General features: G+C 61.7%; 18 protein-coding genes. 9 read left to right on the top strand and 9 right to left on the bottom strand.

The window, feature by feature from the left end:
• Positions 1-2: 2 nt before the first annotated feature.
• On the bottom strand, positions 3-857 hold the full coding sequence (locus tag CIK74_RS11830; protein ID WP_096256421.1) for a sulfurtransferase: 855 nt from the start codon (positions 855-857) through the stop codon (positions 3-5).
• A complete protein-coding gene (locus CIK74_RS11825) occupies positions 854-1,537 on the bottom strand; it encodes an MBL fold metallo-hydrolase (protein ID WP_096256420.1) in 684 nt (227 codons plus the stop codon). Before CIK74_RS11825 ends, CIK74_RS11830 begins: the two co-directional genes overlap by 4 nt.
• A 141-nt stretch (positions 1,538-1,678) precedes the next feature.
• Between CIK74_RS11825 and CIK74_RS11820 the strand changes: the two genes are divergently transcribed.
• Positions 1,679-2,083 (top strand): Fur family transcriptional regulator, encoded by a 405-nt coding sequence (locus CIK74_RS11820; protein ID WP_096256419.1) that lies wholly within the window; start codon positions 1,679-1,681, stop codon positions 2,081-2,083.
• Positions 2,084-2,143: 60 nt separating this feature from the next.
• Here CIK74_RS11820 and CIK74_RS11815 read toward each other — a convergent pair whose 3' ends face one another.
• The 4 genes from CIK74_RS11815 to CIK74_RS11800 form a co-directional block, all read right to left on the bottom strand.
• Positions 2,144-3,001 carry a metal ABC transporter permease gene (locus CIK74_RS11815; protein ID WP_096256418.1) on the bottom strand — a complete coding sequence of 286 codons (858 nt, stop codon included), beginning with the start codon at positions 2,999-3,001 and terminating at the stop codon, positions 2,144-2,146.
• Positions 3,002-3,007: 6 nt separating this feature from the next.
• Positions 3,008-3,841: a metal ABC transporter ATP-binding protein gene (locus CIK74_RS11810; RefSeq protein ID WP_096256417.1), complete on the bottom strand. Its 834-nt coding sequence runs from the start codon at positions 3,839-3,841 to the stop codon at positions 3,008-3,010.
• 116 nt (positions 3,842-3,957) lie between these two features.
• Positions 3,958-5,028 carry a hemolysin family protein gene (locus CIK74_RS11805; RefSeq protein WP_170947859.1) on the bottom strand — a complete coding sequence of 357 codons (1,071 nt, stop codon included), beginning with the start codon at positions 5,026-5,028 and terminating at the stop codon, positions 3,958-3,960.
• Positions 5,021-6,343, bottom strand: coding sequence for a hemolysin family protein (locus CIK74_RS11800; RefSeq protein ID WP_096256415.1), 1,323 nt, complete (start codon positions 6,341-6,343; stop codon positions 5,021-5,023). The genes CIK74_RS11805 and CIK74_RS11800 overlap by 8 nt, the downstream gene beginning before the upstream one ends.
• A gap of 430 nt (positions 6,344-6,773) precedes the next feature.
• Between CIK74_RS11800 and CIK74_RS11795 the strand changes: the two genes are divergently transcribed.
• Positions 6,774-10,562, top strand: a complete 3,789-nt coding sequence (locus CIK74_RS11795) for a multifunctional oxoglutarate decarboxylase/oxoglutarate dehydrogenase thiamine pyrophosphate-binding subunit/dihydrolipoyllysine-residue succinyltransferase subunit (RefSeq protein WP_096256414.1) — start codon at positions 6,774-6,776, stop codon at positions 10,560-10,562.
• A gap of 167 nt (positions 10,563-10,729) precedes the next feature.
• Positions 10,730-11,335: a GDSL-type esterase/lipase family protein gene (locus CIK74_RS11790; RefSeq protein ID WP_096256413.1), complete on the top strand. Its 606-nt coding sequence runs from the start codon at positions 10,730-10,732 to the stop codon at positions 11,333-11,335.
• Between the two features lie 281 nt (positions 11,336-11,616).
• On the opposite strand, the gene rsrA is transcribed toward CIK74_RS11790, so the two are convergent.
• Complete coding sequence (gene rsrA / locus CIK74_RS11785; RefSeq protein ID WP_096256412.1) at positions 11,617-11,877, bottom strand: mycothiol system anti-sigma-R factor; 261 nt, start codon at positions 11,875-11,877, stop codon at positions 11,617-11,619.
• A 2-nt stretch (positions 11,878-11,879) separates the two neighbouring features.
• On the bottom strand, positions 11,880-12,530 hold the full coding sequence (locus CIK74_RS11780; RefSeq protein WP_170947860.1) for a sigma-70 family RNA polymerase sigma factor: 651 nt from the start codon (positions 12,528-12,530) through the stop codon (positions 11,880-11,882).
• Positions 12,531-12,746: 216 nt separating this feature from the next.
• On the opposite strand from CIK74_RS11780, the gene aroA reads away from it, so the two are divergent.
• From aroA to CIK74_RS11750, 6 genes are read left to right on the top strand one after another with little or no spacing between them, the layout of a single operon-like run.
• Positions 12,747-14,114, top strand: coding sequence for a 3-phosphoshikimate 1-carboxyvinyltransferase (aroA, locus tag CIK74_RS11775; RefSeq protein WP_240520532.1), 1,368 nt, complete (start codon positions 12,747-12,749; stop codon positions 14,112-14,114).
• Complete coding sequence (gene rsgA / locus CIK74_RS11770; protein WP_096256409.1) at positions 14,114-15,208, top strand: GTPase RsgA; 1,095 nt, start codon at positions 14,114-14,116, stop codon at positions 15,206-15,208. Before aroA ends, rsgA begins: the two co-directional genes overlap by 1 nt.
• Before the next feature lie 12 nt (positions 15,209-15,220).
• Complete coding sequence (locus CIK74_RS11765) at positions 15,221-16,015, top strand: inositol monophosphatase family protein (RefSeq protein ID WP_096256408.1); 795 nt, start codon at positions 15,221-15,223, stop codon at positions 16,013-16,015.
• A 2-nt stretch (positions 16,016-16,017) separates the two neighbouring features.
• On the top strand, positions 16,018-16,641 hold the full coding sequence (locus CIK74_RS11760; RefSeq protein ID WP_096256407.1) for a metal-dependent transcriptional regulator: 624 nt from the start codon (positions 16,018-16,020) through the stop codon (positions 16,639-16,641).
• Positions 16,638-17,030, top strand: a complete 393-nt coding sequence (locus tag CIK74_RS11755; RefSeq protein WP_096256406.1) for a CrcB family protein — start codon at positions 16,638-16,640, stop codon at positions 17,028-17,030. The genes CIK74_RS11760 and CIK74_RS11755 overlap by 4 nt, the downstream gene beginning before the upstream one ends.
• A complete protein-coding gene (locus CIK74_RS11750; protein ID WP_096256405.1) occupies positions 17,027-17,437 on the top strand; it encodes a CrcB family protein in 411 nt (136 codons plus the stop codon). The genes CIK74_RS11755 and CIK74_RS11750 overlap by 4 nt, the downstream gene beginning before the upstream one ends.
• Before the next feature lie 64 nt (positions 17,438-17,501).
• Here the strand turns inward: CIK74_RS11750 and CIK74_RS11745 are convergent, their stop codons facing one another.
• Positions 17,502-17,981 (bottom strand): DUF2568 domain-containing protein, encoded by a 480-nt coding sequence (locus tag CIK74_RS11745; RefSeq protein ID WP_096256404.1) that lies wholly within the window; start codon positions 17,979-17,981, stop codon positions 17,502-17,504.
• Positions 17,982-18,093: the final 112 nt, after the last annotated feature.

The following is an 18,093-nucleotide window of genomic DNA, read 5'->3' as shown; positions in this document are numbered from 1 at the left end:
GGTTAGTGACGGTGTTGTTCATCGCTGGTGGTGACTGGCGCCTGCGGGTAGGAACAGTATTGTGACCAGCTGCCCGGGTAGAGCGCGATCTGAAGCCCGGCCTGGGCGCCGGCGAGCACCTGGTGGCAGGCGGTCACCCCGGACCCGCAATAGGCGGCTAACCGCGCGTCATCCCCGGCTGTTTTCGCGCCCTGTTGCAGAGTTTGAAAGGCGCGGGCTAGGTCGGCGGGTGGCAAAAATTTGGCTTGCGCGTCGAGGTTGTCGGTGGTTGGCCGATTACGCGCCCCGGGAATATGCCCGGCCACCGGGTCGATAGGTTCCTCGATTCCCAGGTAGCGGGCGGTGGCGCGCGAATCGATCAGCGTGCCGGTAAAACCCTCTAGCTGCGCAAAGTCGAGCACCGGCATGGCGCCCCAGCTGAGTTGCACGTCCCCGGGCGGGTTATTTTCCTCCCCGCTTGCCAGCTGTCCGCCTAGCTCTTTATACGCGTCCAATCCGCCGTCGAGCACCGCCACCTGGTCAAAATCCGCGTGGCGCAGTAACCACCAGGCGCGGGCTGCGGCCAGCGCGCCGGAATCATCGTAAATTACCACGGAGGAATCCTGACCGATCCCCCACCTGCGCGCGCTCGCCTCAAATTCTGCGGGCGTTGGCAGCGGGTGGCGGCCAGAATGCGTGGTGGTGGTGGTCCCCGACAGTTCGGTGTCTAGGTCGACGAACACCGCGCCGGGAATATGTTGCGCGGCATAGTGCGCCTTGCCGTCGGTGCGGCCCAGCACCCAGCGCACGTCAAGGAGCACTAGCGTGGGCTCGGCCAGCCGTGCGGCCAGCTCGGAGGCCGAAATTAGTGGTTTCATGCGTCCGTTCCGATCTGTGCAAGTTCGTAGCTGGTGCCCGGCTCTAGTCGGCGCAGCCTCGCGCCGGAGCCCTGGGCTCGGGTCGATAGTTGGGTGTCAAAGAGGTTGCGGCCACGCTCGTTGAGCAGCCCGTCGTGGATCGGCACCCATACCGGCGCACCCACCGCGGTAGCAAAATCCATGGTCTCCGCGATTTTTGCCCACGGGGCCATCAGCGGCAGCGCCAACACCTGCGGCCGAATCCCGATGGGCACCTGATAGCTGTCACCGGGGTGGAAGAGCTCGCTCTCGCCGAGCAGGTAGCCGAGGTTCGCCACCAGCTCGATCGAACTATGAATGGTGGCGTGGGTGCCACCGAAGGCGCGCACGCGGATTCCGCCGACCACAAAGTCGTCCCCGGCCTGTACCGTCGTAATCTGCGCCTGGTGCGGGCCGGGCAGCGCCGCACGCAGGGCCCGGGCCAACGCGTCGGGCGCATAGACGCGCAACATCGAATTTTCGATCACCGCGCTCACAATCCGTGGCTGATCTGCGTGGTCCGCATGCTGATGGGTGAGCAGCACCGCGTTAATGCCGGTGAAGGCCCCTGCAAGCTCGGACCAAACGCCCGGATCGAGCAACAACGAACCGTCGATGGTGGCCACGTGAATGGCGGAATGCCCGCGTAATGTGATGCGCATAGCTTCAGCCTAGGCCGACGGCGCGCCCTCGGCCAGTCACAGACACGGATCTTGCTGGGAAGTTGGCTAAAATTGAGGTTCTAAGGGCGCGCTTGGGCGGGCCCGGACCAAAAAGTTTTCAGGAAGGAACGGTGCAGCGAGATGACGCAGCCAGAAACCCGCGTGACCAAACAGAGGCTCGCGGTATCCGAGGCGTTGGGCGAGGTCGACGATTTTGCCACCGCTCAGGAACTGCACCGCTGGCTGGTGGACACGCAGAAGAAGGTCTCGCTGGCCACCGTATACCGGCTGCTGCAGTCGATGGCCGACGATGGCCTGGTCGATGTGTTGCGCAGCGGTGACGGCGAGGCGCGTTTTCGGCGCTGTGAGACCGAGGTGCACCACCACCATCTGGTCTGCCGGGTGTGTTCGAAGACCGTTGAGGTGCTCGCCCCGGCGGTGGAACGCTGGGCGGCGCGGGTGGCCGCGGAAAATGGGTTCACCGACCCGGAGCACACCGTAGAAATTTATGGGCTCTGCGAGGACTGCCGACGCAAAGCCAGCTGAGCAAAGCCGCGACTCAACCGCCGGATCGTCCGGCGGATCAGTCCGCGGACCTGCCGGCGGTTAAACCTGGTGTTTGCGCGGACTACGCAGCGCTTCCACGCCGCGGCAGACCAGGTAGATCACGAAGGAAATGGTGGTCACGTACGGGCTGATCGGCAGCGAACCGGCCAGGGCGAGCAGGATTCCGCCGAGCACCGAAATTTCGGCAAACACGATCGCTAGGATCACCGTCAGTGCCGGGTTGGAGCTGATCCGCAGTGCTGCGGCGGCCGGGGTGATCAGCAGCGCCAACACCAATAGCGCGCCAACCACCTGGATGGCGACGGCCACCGCCAACGCCAAAATCACCATAAAGATGATCGATAGTCCGCCGGTGCGGACGCCTCGGGCGTTGGCCAATACCGGGTCCACCGAGGCGAAGGTCAGCGGGCGCCAGATAAGGATCAGCGCCAGCACCACCACCGCGCACAACGCCAGCATGCCTCCTAGCTGCACGTCATCAACCGCGACAATCTGCCCGGTGAGCAGGCCAAACTTATTTGCACTGCGCCCTTCATAGAGCGAGAGGAATAGGATGCCCAGGCCCAGGCCGAAGGGCATCAGCACCCCGGTGATCGAGTTGCGATCCTTAGCCCGGGTTCCTAAGACGCCGAGCACCAGTGCGGCGATCAGCGAGCCGGCCACCGACCCGGTCACCACATCGACCCCGATGAGCAGCGCAAAGGCGGCCCCGGCGAAGGAAAGTTCGGCGATCCCGTGGACCGCGAAGGCCATATCGCGCATCATGATGAAGATGCCGATCAGCCCGCCGACGATGCCCAGGGCGGCGCCTGCGATCAGCGAGTTGGACACCAGCGGCAGCAGTAGCCCATAGTCGTCAAAGTTCAACGTGCGGTCGATAAAATCTGCGAAGTTCATCGTCGCTTACTTCCCGGTCTCTCGCGTGGCATCTTCGGCGTGCTCATGCCCGTCGGGCGGTAATTGGCGTTGCCCATCGCCGCTGACCACCACAATCCGTCCGTTGACGCGCAGAACTTCCACCGGGGCACCATAAAGCCTGCTCAACACCGAGGACTGCATCACCTCGTCCACGCTGCCGAGGTGGAACTTGCCCTCGGCCAGATAGAGCACCCGGTCCACATAGGGCAAGATCGGGTTGATCTCGTGGGTGACGAAGATGACCGCGGCGCCGTGCTGCGCGGCCTGGCGGTGAATGACCTGGCTGATCGCCTGCTGATGGTGCAGGTCAAGGGAGAGCAATGGTTCATCGCACAGCAGCACCCGAGGATCCCCGGCCAACGCTTGGGCGGCGCGTAAACGTTGCTGTTCGCCGCCGGAGAGGTCACTCACCGGGCGGTCCGCGTACGCGCTGGCGCCGACCAATTCAAGTAGCTGATCGACCTTGGTGTGCACCGCCTTGCGGGCGATGCGGATACCGGGCCGGTTGCCGTCCACCCCGAGTGCCACCAGATCCCGCGCGCGTAAGGGAACGTTGTCACCAAAAGGGCGTTGTTGCGGGATCAGGCCGACCAGGTTCGAGCCGCGGCGAACCGGGGCCCCGGCGATGGACACGGTCCCGGAATTCAGCGCGGTGGTGCCCAGCATGGTGTTGATAAAACTGGTTTTGCCCGAACCGTTGGGCCCGAGCACCGCCAAAAATTCCCCGGGCCGCACCTGCAGGTTCAGCTCTTGCCACAGCACCCGCGAGCCGAAGGCCAGGGTAGCTGCGTCGAAGGTGACGATCGGGGATGTACTCATGAACCGGCTTCCACATGTAAAGAAAAACTTAAAGAAAAACTGCGGCATCGTGGGCACGATGCCGCAGTTAACTCTACCAGTTGCGACTGGTTCGCAATACGCGTTTGTTTGTGAGGCTAGTTGCCCTGTTGCGAGCTCGGCGGGGCGTGACGCTTCTGCGTCGAATCGCTGATCTCGCCCACCAACACCTCGATAATGTCCTCCAAGAACAGCACACCGATGGTGGCACCGGCCTCGTTGACCACTGCCGAGAGGTGATTGCCCTCCTGACGCATGCTCTCCAGCGCCTCCTCGATTTCGGTATCCTGCTTCACCACACCCAGTGGGTGCAGCGGCAAATCCCGCAGCGGCGCGGTGGAGTGTGCATCGTCGATCAGCATCACGTCCTTCACATGCCAGTAGCCCACCGGCACGTCCTCGCGGGTGATCAGCATGCGCGAATAACCGGTCTTGCCGACCTTCTTTTCAAATTCGCGCGCCGTGGTCTGCCCCCACTCTAGGGTGAAAAGCTTGTCAACTTTCACCATGCAGGAGGCCGCCGAGACGGTGGAGAACTCCAGCGCCTTGGTCAGCCGCAGTGCGTGCTTGTTTTCTAGCGTGCCCTCCTGCGAGGAGGTATCGATAATCGAACGCACCTCGGCGGCGGTATAGGAGCTAGTCACCTCGTCCTGCGGTTCCACACCGAAGAGCTTCAGGAACAGGTTCGCCGCGCCGTTAAGCATCGAGATGATCGGCTTGAGCACCTTGGAGACGCCCACCAGCGGCATCGCCAACAGCATCACCGCCTTGTCCGCGACGGACACCGAAATGTTCTTCGGCACCATCTCGCCGAAGGTCACGTGCAAGAAGGTCACCAGGACCAGCGCGATCAGGAAGGCGGCGGTGTCCCCAACCTCGACCGGCATCCCCAGTGCCATCATCGGCACGCCGAGCAGGTGGTGCAGCGCAGGTTCGGAAATGTTCAGGATCAGCAACGAGCAGACGGTGATGCCCAATTGGCAGACCGCGAGCATGATCGAGACGTGCTCCATGGCGAACAGGGCAACCTTCGCGCGTTTATTTCCCTCATCGGCCAGCGGTTCAATCTGTGAGCGGCGCGCCGACATCACGGCAAATTCGCCGGCCACGAAAAACGCGTTGATCGCCAGCAGAATGAAGAGCCAGGCGATTCCCATTAGGTCACTCATGGGTGTCCTCCGCTACGGCCGGGGCAGGTTCAAAACGTACCTGCGCGATTCTTCGGCCATCAAGTTCGGTCACCGTGAAGGTGCCGGCCTCGGTGTGCACCGTGTCGTTCAATTCGGCCAGGCGTCCAAGCTGCGAAAGCATAAAGCCGCCGATGGTGTCGTAGGCCGAGTCATCGGGGATCACATCCGTGTCGAAGTGCTCGTTAATGTGGTCCGGGCGGTTCATCCCGGGGAACAGCCATTGGCCATCGGGCTGGGTGACCGCTTCTTCCTCGTCCTCGTCATGCTCATCGGAGACTTCCCCGACGATCTCTTCGACCAGGTCTTCCAGGGTCACCAGTCCGGCGGTGCCACCGTATTCATCCATCACGATCGCTACCTGGAATTCCGCGGCGCGAAGTTGTTCGAGCAATACATCGAGGTGAATGGTTTCCGGTACGTAGAGCGCGTCGCGCGCAAATTCGCCGACCTGCAGCGCCGCACGACGTTCGCGTGGCACCGAAACGACGGCTTTGACGTGGCAGATGCCCTGAATTTCGTCGCTGGAGCCCTCGGTGACCGGGAACCTGGAGAACCCGGTATCCGCGCTCATTGCGATCAGTTCGGACAGGTCCGCCTCGGATTCAATGGTGGCCATCGAGGTGCGCGGGGTCATCACATCGGCCGCGGTGCGTTCGGAAAATTCAATGGTTGATTCCACAAATCGCGCGGTCTGAATGTCGAGGGTGCCAAGTTCCGCGGAACGGCGAACCAGCGAGGCAAGTTCTTGGGCACTGCGGGCGGCGGAAATTTCTTCCTTCGCTTCGAGGCCGAAGAACCTGCGCAGGATCATATTCGAAAAACCGTTGAGCAGCACGATCGCGGGCTTAAAGATGGCGGTGAATACCAGTTGTGGGCGGGCCAGCATTTTGCCGACGGCCATCGCCTTGGCGATCGCCAGGTTCTTGGGTACCAACTCGCCGATCAGCATCGACAGCAGCGTGGCCACCACCATGGAGATGACTACGGCGACCGCGGTGGCGCTGCCGCCGCCAATGCCGAAGTTTTCAAGCACCGGGGCGAGCAGCTTACTCATCGCCGGTTCAAGTACATAACCGGTGAGCAGCGTGGTCAGCGTGATACCTAGCTGACAGCTGGATAGTTGTGTGGACAGCGAGGTCAGGCACTGCAGTAGTGGTTTTGCGCCTGCTTCGCCGCGATCGATGGCCTGCTGGACCGTGCTCTTATCGAGGGCGACGAGCGAAAACTCGACCGCCACAAAAAAGCCGGTGCCAAGAATAAGCAGTACACCGAAAAGTATGAAGATCCATTCCATGGGCGGTTAGCCACGCCCCTGGAATCGTTGGGTCAGAAGGCCTCTAGTTTGCTCTAAGCGGCAACTAGAAGGCTCCAATCGGGAGGCAGAATCTGCCAGGCGTTCGGTGTGATGGCCGGTGCTGCGCCCGCGGGCGACGGACCGGCTTGGAGAATGAGATTCCATAGTGCGATTTAGTCTAACGAAAGATCGCCGATCGCGCACAATATTCTCCGACGCGCGATATACGGTAGTTAGCTCAGGGTAAATGGTAGGTGTTTAGCGACACTTTCGTGATATTCCCGACGACTCGTGGCAAAACCTTGCAACATGTCACTAGACTGGAGCGCAGGTCTAGAAATCTTGTGAGTATCGGTGGCCATTTTCACGTCCTCGGGCTACCACCGGCTCAAGCTAGAACAACGTAGAAATCAGGGAAGAGGCGTTGCACGTGCCAGAGCAAGCACACCACCGACTTACTGAAGAGTTTGGTGGAAACGAGTGGCTAGTAGACGAGCTGTACCAGCAGTATCTCGTCGATAAGAACTCGGTCGATAAAAAATGGTGGGATATTTTCGAGTCCCTCACCACCGAAAACAATGCATCGGCTGCCCCCGCGGCACCTACGGCGAAGGCGGAGCCAAGCGCACCACCGGCGCCAGCACCCAAGACTGCCCCGGCAGCACCGGTAGCGTCGAGCAATGGTCAGGGTGCACCGCGCGCCGCGGCCGCGGCTCGCACCACCGAATCCGCGCCAGAAGCACCGGCACCGGCCAAGGCCGAAGCGGCTCCGGCGAAGGACGCAGCACCGAAAACCGCTCCGATCCCGGCACAGGCCCCGAAGCCTGCCCCGTCGACCGAGCTCTACGGCGAGGAAAAACGCACCCCATTGCGCGGGCCAATGAAGGCCATCGCCACCAATATGGATGCCTCGCTCACCGTGCCCACCGCGACTACCGTGCGTGCCGTACCGGCGAAGGTGATGATCGACAACCGCATCGTCATCAACAACCACCTCAAGCGTGCCCGCGGCGGCAAGATCTCCTTCACCCACCTGATCGGCTTCGCCGTGATCCGTGCGTTGAGCCAGATCCCATCGATGAACGTCACCTACGACGTGATCGACAAGAAGCCAACCGCGATCCAGCCGGCGCACGTGAACTTCGGAATCGCGATCGACATTCCCAAGCCTGACGGCTCGCGGATGCTCGCGGTACCAAATATTAAGGCCGCGGAGACCCTGAGCTTTAACGAGTTCTGGACCACCTACGAAGACCTGATCAAGCGCGCACGCAATAACAAGCTGACCGCCGACGATTACTCGGGCACCACCGTATCGCTGACCAACCCAGGCGGCATCGGCACCGTACACTCGGTACCTCGCCTTTCCAAGGGCCAGGCCGCCATCGTTGGCGTCGGCGCACTGGAATACCCAGCGGAATACCGTGGCTCCTCGGAAAAGACCGTCGCCAATTTGGGCATCGGCAAGCACATTACGCTGACCTCCACCTACGATCACCGCGTGATCCAGGGCGCGGGTTCCGGCGAATTCCTGAAGCTCATTGAATCCCTCTTGCTCGGCGAGCAGGGTTTCTACGACGAAATCTTCGAACAGCTGCGCATCCCTTACGAGCCGGTACGCTGGGCCATCGACAACCAGGTCGACGTCGACCTGGTAGTCAACAAGGTCGCGCGAATCCAGCACCTGATCAACTCCTACCGCGTGCGTGGCCACCTGATGGCGGACACCAACCCGCTGGAATACGTGCAGCGCAAGCACCCGGACCTGGACATCCAGACCTATGGGCTGACCCTGTGGGACCTGGATCGCGAATGGGTTGCCGGCGGATTGGGCGGTAAAAACCGTGCACTGCTCCGCGACATCCTAGGTATCCTGCGTGACGCGTACTGCCGTACCACCGGTACCGAGTACATGCACCTGCAGAACCCGGTGGAGCGCGAATGGTTCCAGTCGAAGCTGGAATCCGGGTACGCGAAGCCATCACGCGATGAGCAGCTGCGCATCCTTTCGAAGCTGAACGCCGCCGAAGCGTTTGAAACCTTCTTGCAGACCAAGTTCGTCGGCCAGAAGCGCTTCTCCCTTGAGGGTGGCGAATCGCTGATCCCACTGTTGGACGCGATCATTTCCGACGCCGCCGACGAGCAACTGGACGAGGTCGCCATCGGTATGGCGCACCGCGGCCGCTTGAACGTGCTGACAAACATCGCCGGCAAGACCTACGCACAGGTGTTCCGCGAATTTGAGGGCACCGCAACTCCGGGCTCGGTCCAGGGTTCGGGCGACGTGAAGTACCACCTGGGCACCGAGGGTTCCTACACCTCGGATGCCGGCAACCAGACCAAGGTCTACCTGGCTGCGAACCCATCTCACCTAGAAGCCGTGGATCCGGTGCTCGAGGGCATCACCCGCGCGAAGCTAGACCGCATGGATTCGAAGAACAACGTGCTGCCAATTCTGGTGCACGGCGACGCAGCATTCGCCGGCCAGGGCGTAGTTTCCGAGGTTCTGGCGATGAGCCAGCTGCCAGGTTACAAGACCGGCGGCACCGTGCACGTGATCGTGAACAACCAGATCGGTTTCACCACCGCTCCAAGTTCTTCGCGCTCTTCCGTGTACGCCACCGATGTGGCACGCACCGTGCAGGCTCCAATCTTCCACGTCAACGGGGATGACCCGGAGGCCGTCGTGCACGTAGGCCAGCTGGCCTTCGAGTACCGCCAGAAGTTCGGCAAGGACGTGGTCATCGACCTCATCTGCTACCGCCGCCGCGGCCACAACGAGGGCGACGATCCGTCGATGACCCAGCCGATCATGTACAACCTGATCGAGGCGAAGCGCTCCACCCGCAAGCTATACACCGAGGCCTTGGTGGGCCGCGGGGATATCACCGCGGAGGAAGCCGAGAACGTGTTGGCCGAGTACAAGGGGAACCTGGAACGGATCTTCTCCGAAACTCACGCCGCACAGACCTCGCCGATCCCGATCATCACCCCGGGATCGACCATCAACGACCTGGAGAAGCCTTTCGCTCAGGCCGCCGACGAGAACACCGTCGACGGCGCACGTGGCTCGGCGATCACCGAGTCCACGCTGGCGAAGATCGGCGCGGCCCACCTGGCCGTGCCAGAGGACTTCACCATGCACACCAAGCTCAAGGCTTTGCTGGAGCGCCGCGAGAAGATGTCCCGCGAAGGCGGCATTGACTGGGGCTTCGCCGAGCTGGCTGCGCTGGGATCGCTGTCCATGGAAGGTGTGCCGGTTCGTCTGGCAGGCCAGGATTCACGCCGCGGCACCTTCGTACAGCGTCACTCGGTCTTCCACGACCGGGAGAACGACAACGAGTGGTACCCGCTGCACCACCTGTCCGATGACCAGGCCCCACTGTGGATCTACGACTCGCTGCTCTCCGAATACGCGGCCCTAGGCTTCGAATACGGTTACTCGGTGGAACGCCCAGATGCACTGGTCATGTGGGAAGCGCAGTTCGGTGACTTCGTCAACGGCGCGCAGACCGTGATCGACGAGTTCATCTCCTCGGCCGAGCAGAAGTGGTCCCAATCCTCCTCGCTGGTCATGCTCTTGCCGCACGGCTACGAGGGTCAGGGTCCAGACCACTCCTCGGCACGCATCGAACGCTTCTTGCAGATGTGCGCGGAGAACAACATGGTGGTCGCTCAGCCTTCCAACGGTGCAAACCACTTCCACCTGCTGCGTCGCCAGGCTTACGCCCGTCCACGCAAGCCGCTGATCGTTTTCACCCCGAAGCAGCTGCTTCGTTTGAAGGCCGCGGCAACTCAGGTGGAGGACTTCACCACCGGTGGTTTCCAGGAGGTCATCGGCGATTCGACGATCACCAACAAGGATGCCGTCGAAAAGGTGCTGCTGGTTTCCGGTCGCCTGTATTACGACCTGATCGCTGCGCGCACCAAGGCGCAGGACGAGAAGGTCGCGATCGTGCGTGTTGAGCAGCTCTACCCGGCACCTGTGAAGCAGATTGCCGACGAGCTGGCCAAGTACCCGAACGCCAGTGTTTCGTGGGTTCAGGACGAACCTGCGAACCAGGGCCCATGGCCGTTCTTCGGTCTGTATGTGGCCCCTGAGCTCGATGCGAAGGTTAACCTCGTATCGCGTCCGGCCTCGGCTGCGACCTCCGCGGGTAACGCGAAGCGTCACGAAGCCGAAGCTGCGGTGCTGCTCAAGGCCGCGTTCGCACGCTAAGCGACACGCTCGTCTCTGCATAAACTACAGCCGGCGAACCTGATCCTCTCACCACGGAGTCAGGTTCGCCGGCTGTGGTCTTTAACCCGCTCTTACCTCCCCGATCTGGCAACTGGACACTGCTAAGGTTGACGAAGATTTAGTTTTACCAACGAAAGGTCGCCAAGTTGGAATTTCGCACCATCCGCATCACCGCCATCGGCGATGAGTTACTTGCAGGACACGGCGACCCGCGCGCACTGGGCTGGTTCGGCCGAGTGATGGCTCGAACCCAAGACCCCGCACTACGTTTGCAGTCCTTCGTGCTGGCCGCTCCGGCAGAAGGCTCCGAAGCACTAGCCGAACGCTGGATGGGCGAAGCCTCCCGGCGCTTTGGCGATCAGGTCGAGAACCGTCTGGTCATTGCCCTCTCCGATCGTGACGTGGACTTGGGACTGACCACCGCGCGCAGCCGCTTAAACCTGGCCAATATCCTCGATTCGGCCTCGCAGATGAGCATCAAAGCACTGTTGGTGGGTCCGGCTCCGGGGTTAGATGACGCACGCAATGAGCGCGTCGCCGAACTGAACCGGGTCTACTCTGATGTGGCGCTGCGGCGCAACCACCATTACATCGACACCTTCACTCCGCTGCGCGCCCACTCGCAGTGGCGCAGTGACCTGACCGCTTCCGGCGGCGTGCCGGGTCAGGCCGGTTATGGTTTGATGGCCTGGCTGGTGCTGCACCGCGGCTGGTATTCCTGGTTGGATCTGCCCGAACCAGACGCCAGCTAGAGCCTTAGAATCGTCGACTCACCACCGGCGCACCGGTTAGGCAATGGTGCCAAGGTATGAAAGACTATTAGCCGGCCCGAGCATTCGGGAAGGCAATTATTGATCCCGCAAAGGAGTCACCATGTCGAAGCGTTCACGTAAGCGTAAAGATCGTAAGCGTGGCGGTGCCAACCACGGCAAGCGCCCAAACAGCTAAGCGATTTGAGCACAAAGAACCCCGTACCATTCGAAGTAACTTCGAAGGATACGGGGTTTTCTTTTTGGGTCTTTGAACGCGTGGCTTAGTGCCCGGATTCGGTGCGGATCTGCGAGATGCGCGTAATAATATTCATCTTCAGCTGCTGCGGGGCAGCCTCCTGGCAGCTACGGCGCACCACCGATCGAATGATGCACTCCAGATCGTACTGCTCGGTGCATTCCGGGCAGTGATCAAGATGTGCTTTAACATCTTTTAGGTCGCCCAGCGTCAACGCGCCGTCGAGGTACTCATAAATGCGTACCATGCGGTCATCGGCGCAGTCCCCCAATGAGTTACAGTCCATCGCTACTTCTCCGCTTTCTTCGCTGTGGCCTTGGTGCCTGGCCCGGCGGCTTTGATGCCACGGTCTGCGGCGTAATCGGCCAGTAGTTCGCGCAACGACTTACGTCCGCGGTGCAACCGTGACATCACGGTTCCGATCGGCACCCCTAAAATTTCGGCGGCTTCCTTGTAGCTGAAACCCTCGACGTCCACGAAGTAAACCGCGAGCCTGAAATCCTCACCGATAGACTGCAAGGCAGCCTTCACATCGGAATCTGGCAGGTGATCAAGCGCCTGGACTTCCGCGGAGCGCAACCCGGTGGGACTATGTTCCATCGCCGCGGCCATCTGCCAATCCTCGATGGTGTCCGTCGAGGTGCGCAGCGGTTCGCGTTGGCGCTTGCGATACAGGTTGATGTAGGTGTTGGTCAGAATTCGGTACAGCCAAGCCTTCAGGTTAGTCCCGGGCTTGTACTGGTGGAATGCCGAGTAGGCCTTCGTGAAGGCCTCCTGCACCAGATCTTCGGCGTCGGCCGGGTTACGCGCCATGCGCAACGCCGCCGAGTACAGCTGGTCGACATAACCGAGTGCGTCGTGCTCAAAACGCGCACGACGTTCGTCCTCGGTCTCCTTGCTCACATCGGGCAAGTCCGTGTCCACGGTGTTATCAGTCATCACCGACGAGTCTACGCGCTTGACCCGGCTAGTGGACAGGGCGCGGCTCACACCGGGCCGAGCCTTGCATGGTGTCTGTGTCTGTGTCTGTGTCTGTTCCATCGTCGTCACACATATTTCAACCGCCGACTGCTGACGGTTATTCCCGGCGCGCTCTCGGCTAGAATTAGGCAAAGAGTTCAACGGCCGATTTAGACGGGAAGTGCGATTATCTCTGTGAGCGCTCATGGATGCGAACTGAACTGGTGGGAGGCACCTTTTGCCTCCGGTGCGCTGGATGCGACGGTGCACGTGCCGGCCTCAAAATCGCTGACCAACCGGTATCTGCTGTTGGCCGCGCTGGCCGACACGCCCTCCACGATCCACAACACGCTGATTAGTCGCGACACCGAGCTGATGCTGCGTGCCCTGCAAGCCTTTGGCGTGCAGATCAGCCGTGAGACTCAGGATGATGGGTCAACCACCGTGGTGCTGCGCCCCGCCGATGCGCAAGCGCGCAGCGCGGCCAGGGCACAGACCTTGCACGTCGACTGTGGGCTAGCCGGAACCGTGATGCGTTTTGTGCCGGCGCTGGCTGCGGTCACCGGGGCACGTGTGCACTTTGACGGTGATGAGGCCGCTCGGGCACGTCCGATGGCCCCGGTGCTTGATGCCCTGGCGGAGCTCGGGGTGGAGTTTAGCTTTGCTGATCAGCCAGGGCTAATGCCCTTTACGCTCGATGCGAGCTCGGTGAGCGTGCGCGATACCGTAAGCATCGATGCGTCGGCCAGTTCGCAGTTCATTTCTGCGATGCTGCTCATCGCCCATGCGCTGCCGGGCGGTTTGCACCTGCGTGCGGCGCCCGGGCATATCGCGAGCCCCGACCACATTGTGATGACCGTGGCGACGCTGCGCGAACTCGGTGTGCAGGTGGCTACGGACGCCGACGGCCGCGGCTGGAAGATCGCACCGGGCCGGTTGGACGGCTTCACCGTCACCGTCGAACCAGACCTTTCTAATGCCGGACCGTTTTTGGCTGCCGCGCTCGCCTCGCAGGGCACCGTGCGGGTACCGTTCTGGCCCGCGCAGACCACCCAGGTCGGCGGTAAATGGGTACAAATCCTTTCAGCCATGGGCGCTCACGTGTCCTTGGACGAGGACGGGGTGCTCACCGTAACGGGTACCGGCACCATTCGCGGGATCGATTATTCCGATGCCTCGGAACTCGCCCCGACGCTGGCGGCCCTGTGCGTGCTGGCCGATTCGCCGAGCACGCTGCGCGGCATCGGGCACCTGCGCGGACATGAAACCGATCGGCTGGCGGCGCTAGAAACCGAACTGAGCAAGGTCGGTGCCAGCGTGCGCGCCACCGGCGACGGGCTGCAGATTAACCCCGGCCAGTTGCGTGCCGCGGATCTGCACAGCTATGAAGATCACCGGATGGCGACCGCGGGAGCGCTATTGGGCCTCGCCATCGACGGGGTTCGGGTGGAGAATATTGCGACTACCGCTAAAACCATGCCCGATTTTCCCGCACTGTGGGAGCAGATGGCCGGAACCGCCAACATTTCAAGCACCTCAAGCACTCCAAGCCAGGCAGGCTAATGCGTTATAGCGACTACGACGAATCATCGGTGCGGGTACGCCCGAACAAGAAGGGCACCCGTCCGCGCACCAAGGACCGTCCCGCCTACGACAAGGCAGTGATCGGGCGCATTATTACCGTGGACCGCGGACGCTACACCGCAATTCTGGATGAGGATACCGCCCAAGAGCGCATCGTTATCGCCGCCCGTGCCCGCGAACTGCGCCGCCAGGCGATCGTGCCCGGGGATCTGGTAGCGCTGGTGGGTGACACCAGCGGCAAGCCCGACACGCTGGCGCGACTAGTGCGCATTCAGGAACGCAGCACACTGCTGCGGCGCAGCGCCGACGACACCGACGCGACCGAGCGGGTGGTGGTGGCCAACGTGGACAAATTGGTGATCGTGGTCGCCGCCGCGAACCCCGAACCACGCACCGGCTTTGTGGATCGTGCGCTGGTGGCCGCCTACGATGCGGGCATTTCCCCGGTACTGTGCGTGACCAAGGCCGATGTGAAAGACCCGGCCGAATTTTTGAAACACTATGAGGGGTTGCCGCTGGAAGTGGTGATCTCGCGGACCACCGACTCGGAAGCCACCGGCGTGGATGCGCGCGGTGCCGACGGCTCCAGCGCACGCCTAGCCGTCGGCGCATTAGATGAGCTCGAAGAACTCTTGGCCGGTGGTGTTTCGGTAGTCATCGGGCACTCCGGGGTGGGTAAATCCACGCTGGTTAATGCGCTCACCGGCTCCACCAGAGCCACCGGACAGGTGAACTCGGTAACCGGCCGCGGCCGGCACACCTCCTCCAGCGCGCTGGCCTTGCGCCTGGGCGAAGCACCCGGCGGCTGGCTGATCGACACCCCGGGTATCCGTTCCTTCGGGCTCGGGCTGGTTGACCCGGATAATATTCTGGGCGCCTTCGGCGAGCTGGCGCAGATCGCGACCGGCTGCCCACGCGGTTGCAACCATCAGGCCAACGCCGCTGGCTGCGCGTTGGAAGCCTGGGTGCAAGACCCCGAGACTCCACCGGCCGCAGCCTCCAGGCTCGCCTCGTACCGCCGACTGATCACCACCGAAGACCTCTCGCACGAAAAGGAGCTGGGCGCACTCTAGCGCCACTACCCCATGGCCGAATACACCTTGCAACAGGACCTCGACTTCGCCCTGATGATGGCGCAGCGGGTCGATGAACTGACCCTGGCCCGCTACGGAGCCAACGATCTGCGCGTGGATACCAAACCCGACATGACCCCGGTCACCGATGCTGACCGCGGGGCAGAAGAGCTGATCCTAGCGATGCTCGCCGAACATCGCCCGGAGGACTCGGTGCTTGGCGAAGAATTTGGGGTGCACGGCAGTGGATCGCGGCGCTGGGTGATCGACCCGATCGACGGAACAAAAAACTTTGTGCGCCACGTACCGGTCTGGGCGACACTGATCGCGCTGGTCATCGACGATGAACCGGTAGTGGGTGTGGTCTCGGCACCGGCGCTGTCCCGGCGCTGGCACGCCGCCACGTCGTTAGGCGCGTATGTCAGCGAACCAGGGCTCGATGCCCCACGCAGACTGCACGTTTCACAGGTCACCGAACTGGCTGATGCTTCGCTGTCCTACGCTTCACTCAACGGCTGGAAGGCGCTGGGCAAGCTCGATGATCTGCTCGAACTGCTCGATCAGGCCTGGCGCACCCGCGGCTACGGAGACTTCTTCTCCTACGCACTGCTCGCCGAGGGCGCGGTAGACGCGGCCTTCGAACCGGAACTAGAACTCTACGACATGGCTGCGCTGGTCCCACTGGTTCGTGAAGCCGGCGGAACTTTCACCTCGATCGCGGGCGTCGAAGGCTGCCACGGCGGTAATGCGCTGGCCAGCAATGGCGCGCTACACCCGCTGATCCTGCCCTACCTGAACCGCGGTTAACCATGCCAGGCCTGCACCCGCACAAGCTGACCACCAGCGAGGAAGACTACCTCAAGGCGCTCTACCTGCTCACCGAATGGGAAGATGAGCCAGTGGGCACCGGAGCGTTAGCCGATCAGCTGGGGCTCTCCCCCGCCTCGGCCACCTCGATGGTGCAAAAGCTTGCGGTTAAAGGTCTGGTCGATCATGTTCCGCGTGGCGCCATCTCGTTGAGCGACATCGGGCGACGCGAGGCGCTGCGCATGGTGCGCCGACACCGGATTTTAGAAACCTTCCTGCGCGATGAACTCGGATATGACTGGGACGAGGTGCACGATGAGGCTGAGGCGCTTGAACACACCGTCACCGACAGATTCATCGATGCCTTACACGCCCGGCTGGGACACCCCGAGGTCGATCCGCATGGCGACTCGATCCCCTCGGCCGCGGGGGTGCTAGCTACCCGCGATGCGCAGCGCCTCGATCGGTTCCACGGCGCGCAGGCGATCGTGTGTCGCGTGAGCGACGAAGACCCCGAGTTTCTGCGTCGCGCCAAGAAGTTAGGAATTGTGCCCGGGGCAATGATCGAGCTTCCACACCAGCTGAACTACATCGAAGCCTCGCTGGTCTGGGTCTGCGCTCCATGATCGATCGAGCTCAGCTCGCTAAATTCCTGGCGGTGGCACTCGGCGGAGCCTTGGGCGCGCTGGCCCGAGTAGCCATTGACATGCTCACCCCGGCCAACGTCTGGGCCGCCTCAACCTTGATCGTCAACGTCCTTGGTTGCGTCGCTTTGGCTGCGTTGAGCGCCTATGCTGCACGCAGGCCGCTGGCACCGCTGCTGCAGCTTTTTGCGGGCACCGGTTTTTGTGGTTCCTTCACCACCCTTTCGACGGTGCTGCTGTTATTTACTAGTTTGAGCGCTGCCGGATACATCGGCTACCTCTTACTCAGCGTGGTGCTCTGTCTAGCTGCCGTCTTCTTGACGCACACGTTGCTGGACCGACACCTAGCTCGCCCGCAGGAGCTGTCGTGATCTGGCTGCTGTTGCTCGCTGGCGCAATCGGCGCGATGATTCGTTACCTCTTGGACCGTTCGCTTCCTGCAACACACGATTTGGCGCAGGGCCTGTTCGCTGGCTGGCCGCGCGGAATCCTGCTTGCGAACATTCTCGGTAGCTTTGCGTTAGGCGTGGTGCTCGGTTACGCACGCAGCCACCAGTTGGATCTCACGCACGAAAACTTTGTGCACACCATACCTGCAGCCGATCGGCTCTGGCTGCTGGCCTCTGGGGTCTGTGGCTCACTGACTACCGCCAGTACCCTATTTGTCGGGTTCCGCCTGATTTATGAGGTCAACAAGGCCCGCGCAATCGTGTATCTATGCTCCACCTTCGTGATTGCCGGCGGCGCTGGTGCACTGGGTTGGCTGATGACTAGATAGTCCAACGTGGGAAAATTATGGGTACGACCAATTGGCCGTACCCATAATTTTTACTTTAAGTTTTTTAGCGTGCCGCGCGGCGTCCGCGAGGTGCATTGCGTGTCGCATCCTTAGACTGGCCTGGCGACTGCGGAGTTCTCTTTTCTCGGTCGTGTGGCACCACGTATCCGCCCGTGGCTAGAACCAGGATGGCGCTTATACCCGTCAGAGCAAGCATCGCGATCGCCCAGATCTGGGACTGATCGGTAAATGAGTGATCAACGCTCAGCCACAACACGTAGGCACCGACGAGGTAGATCAGGTGCAGTAGCGTCAACCTAATACGAAGACGCAGACGGAACTTGGCTTTAGGTGAGAAGAAGAGTGCCCAAATAATTAGTAGCGGCACTACCACCACGAGGATCGACGGGATAGTTGGCCATGGCACGAAGGCGATGGCGGCCAACGCTGCCGCGAAAATCAGACCAACTTCGAGGAGGAATGCGATCACAGCATAGATAGCCGAAATAGCCGGTGATACCCGCTGGGAACCGTTTTTACCCATCGTTTCTGATCTCACTCCGTTTCAGCAATCTGGCCGTCTGCTTAGCCGTTCAATTCCAGTCTATGTGGTAAACAGCGACCTCGCGACATGACTCGCGCGCAAGGCACCGTGT

Origin of the sequence: Glutamicibacter sp. BW77, from assembly GCF_002332285.1 — a bacterium.
In the GTDB taxonomy this organism is placed as follows: domain Bacteria; phylum Actinomycetota; class Actinomycetes; order Actinomycetales; family Micrococcaceae; genus Glutamicibacter; species Glutamicibacter bergerei.
The sequence above is the reverse complement of the archived record's forward strand: the minus strand, read 5'-3'. Positions and strand labels throughout refer to the sequence as shown.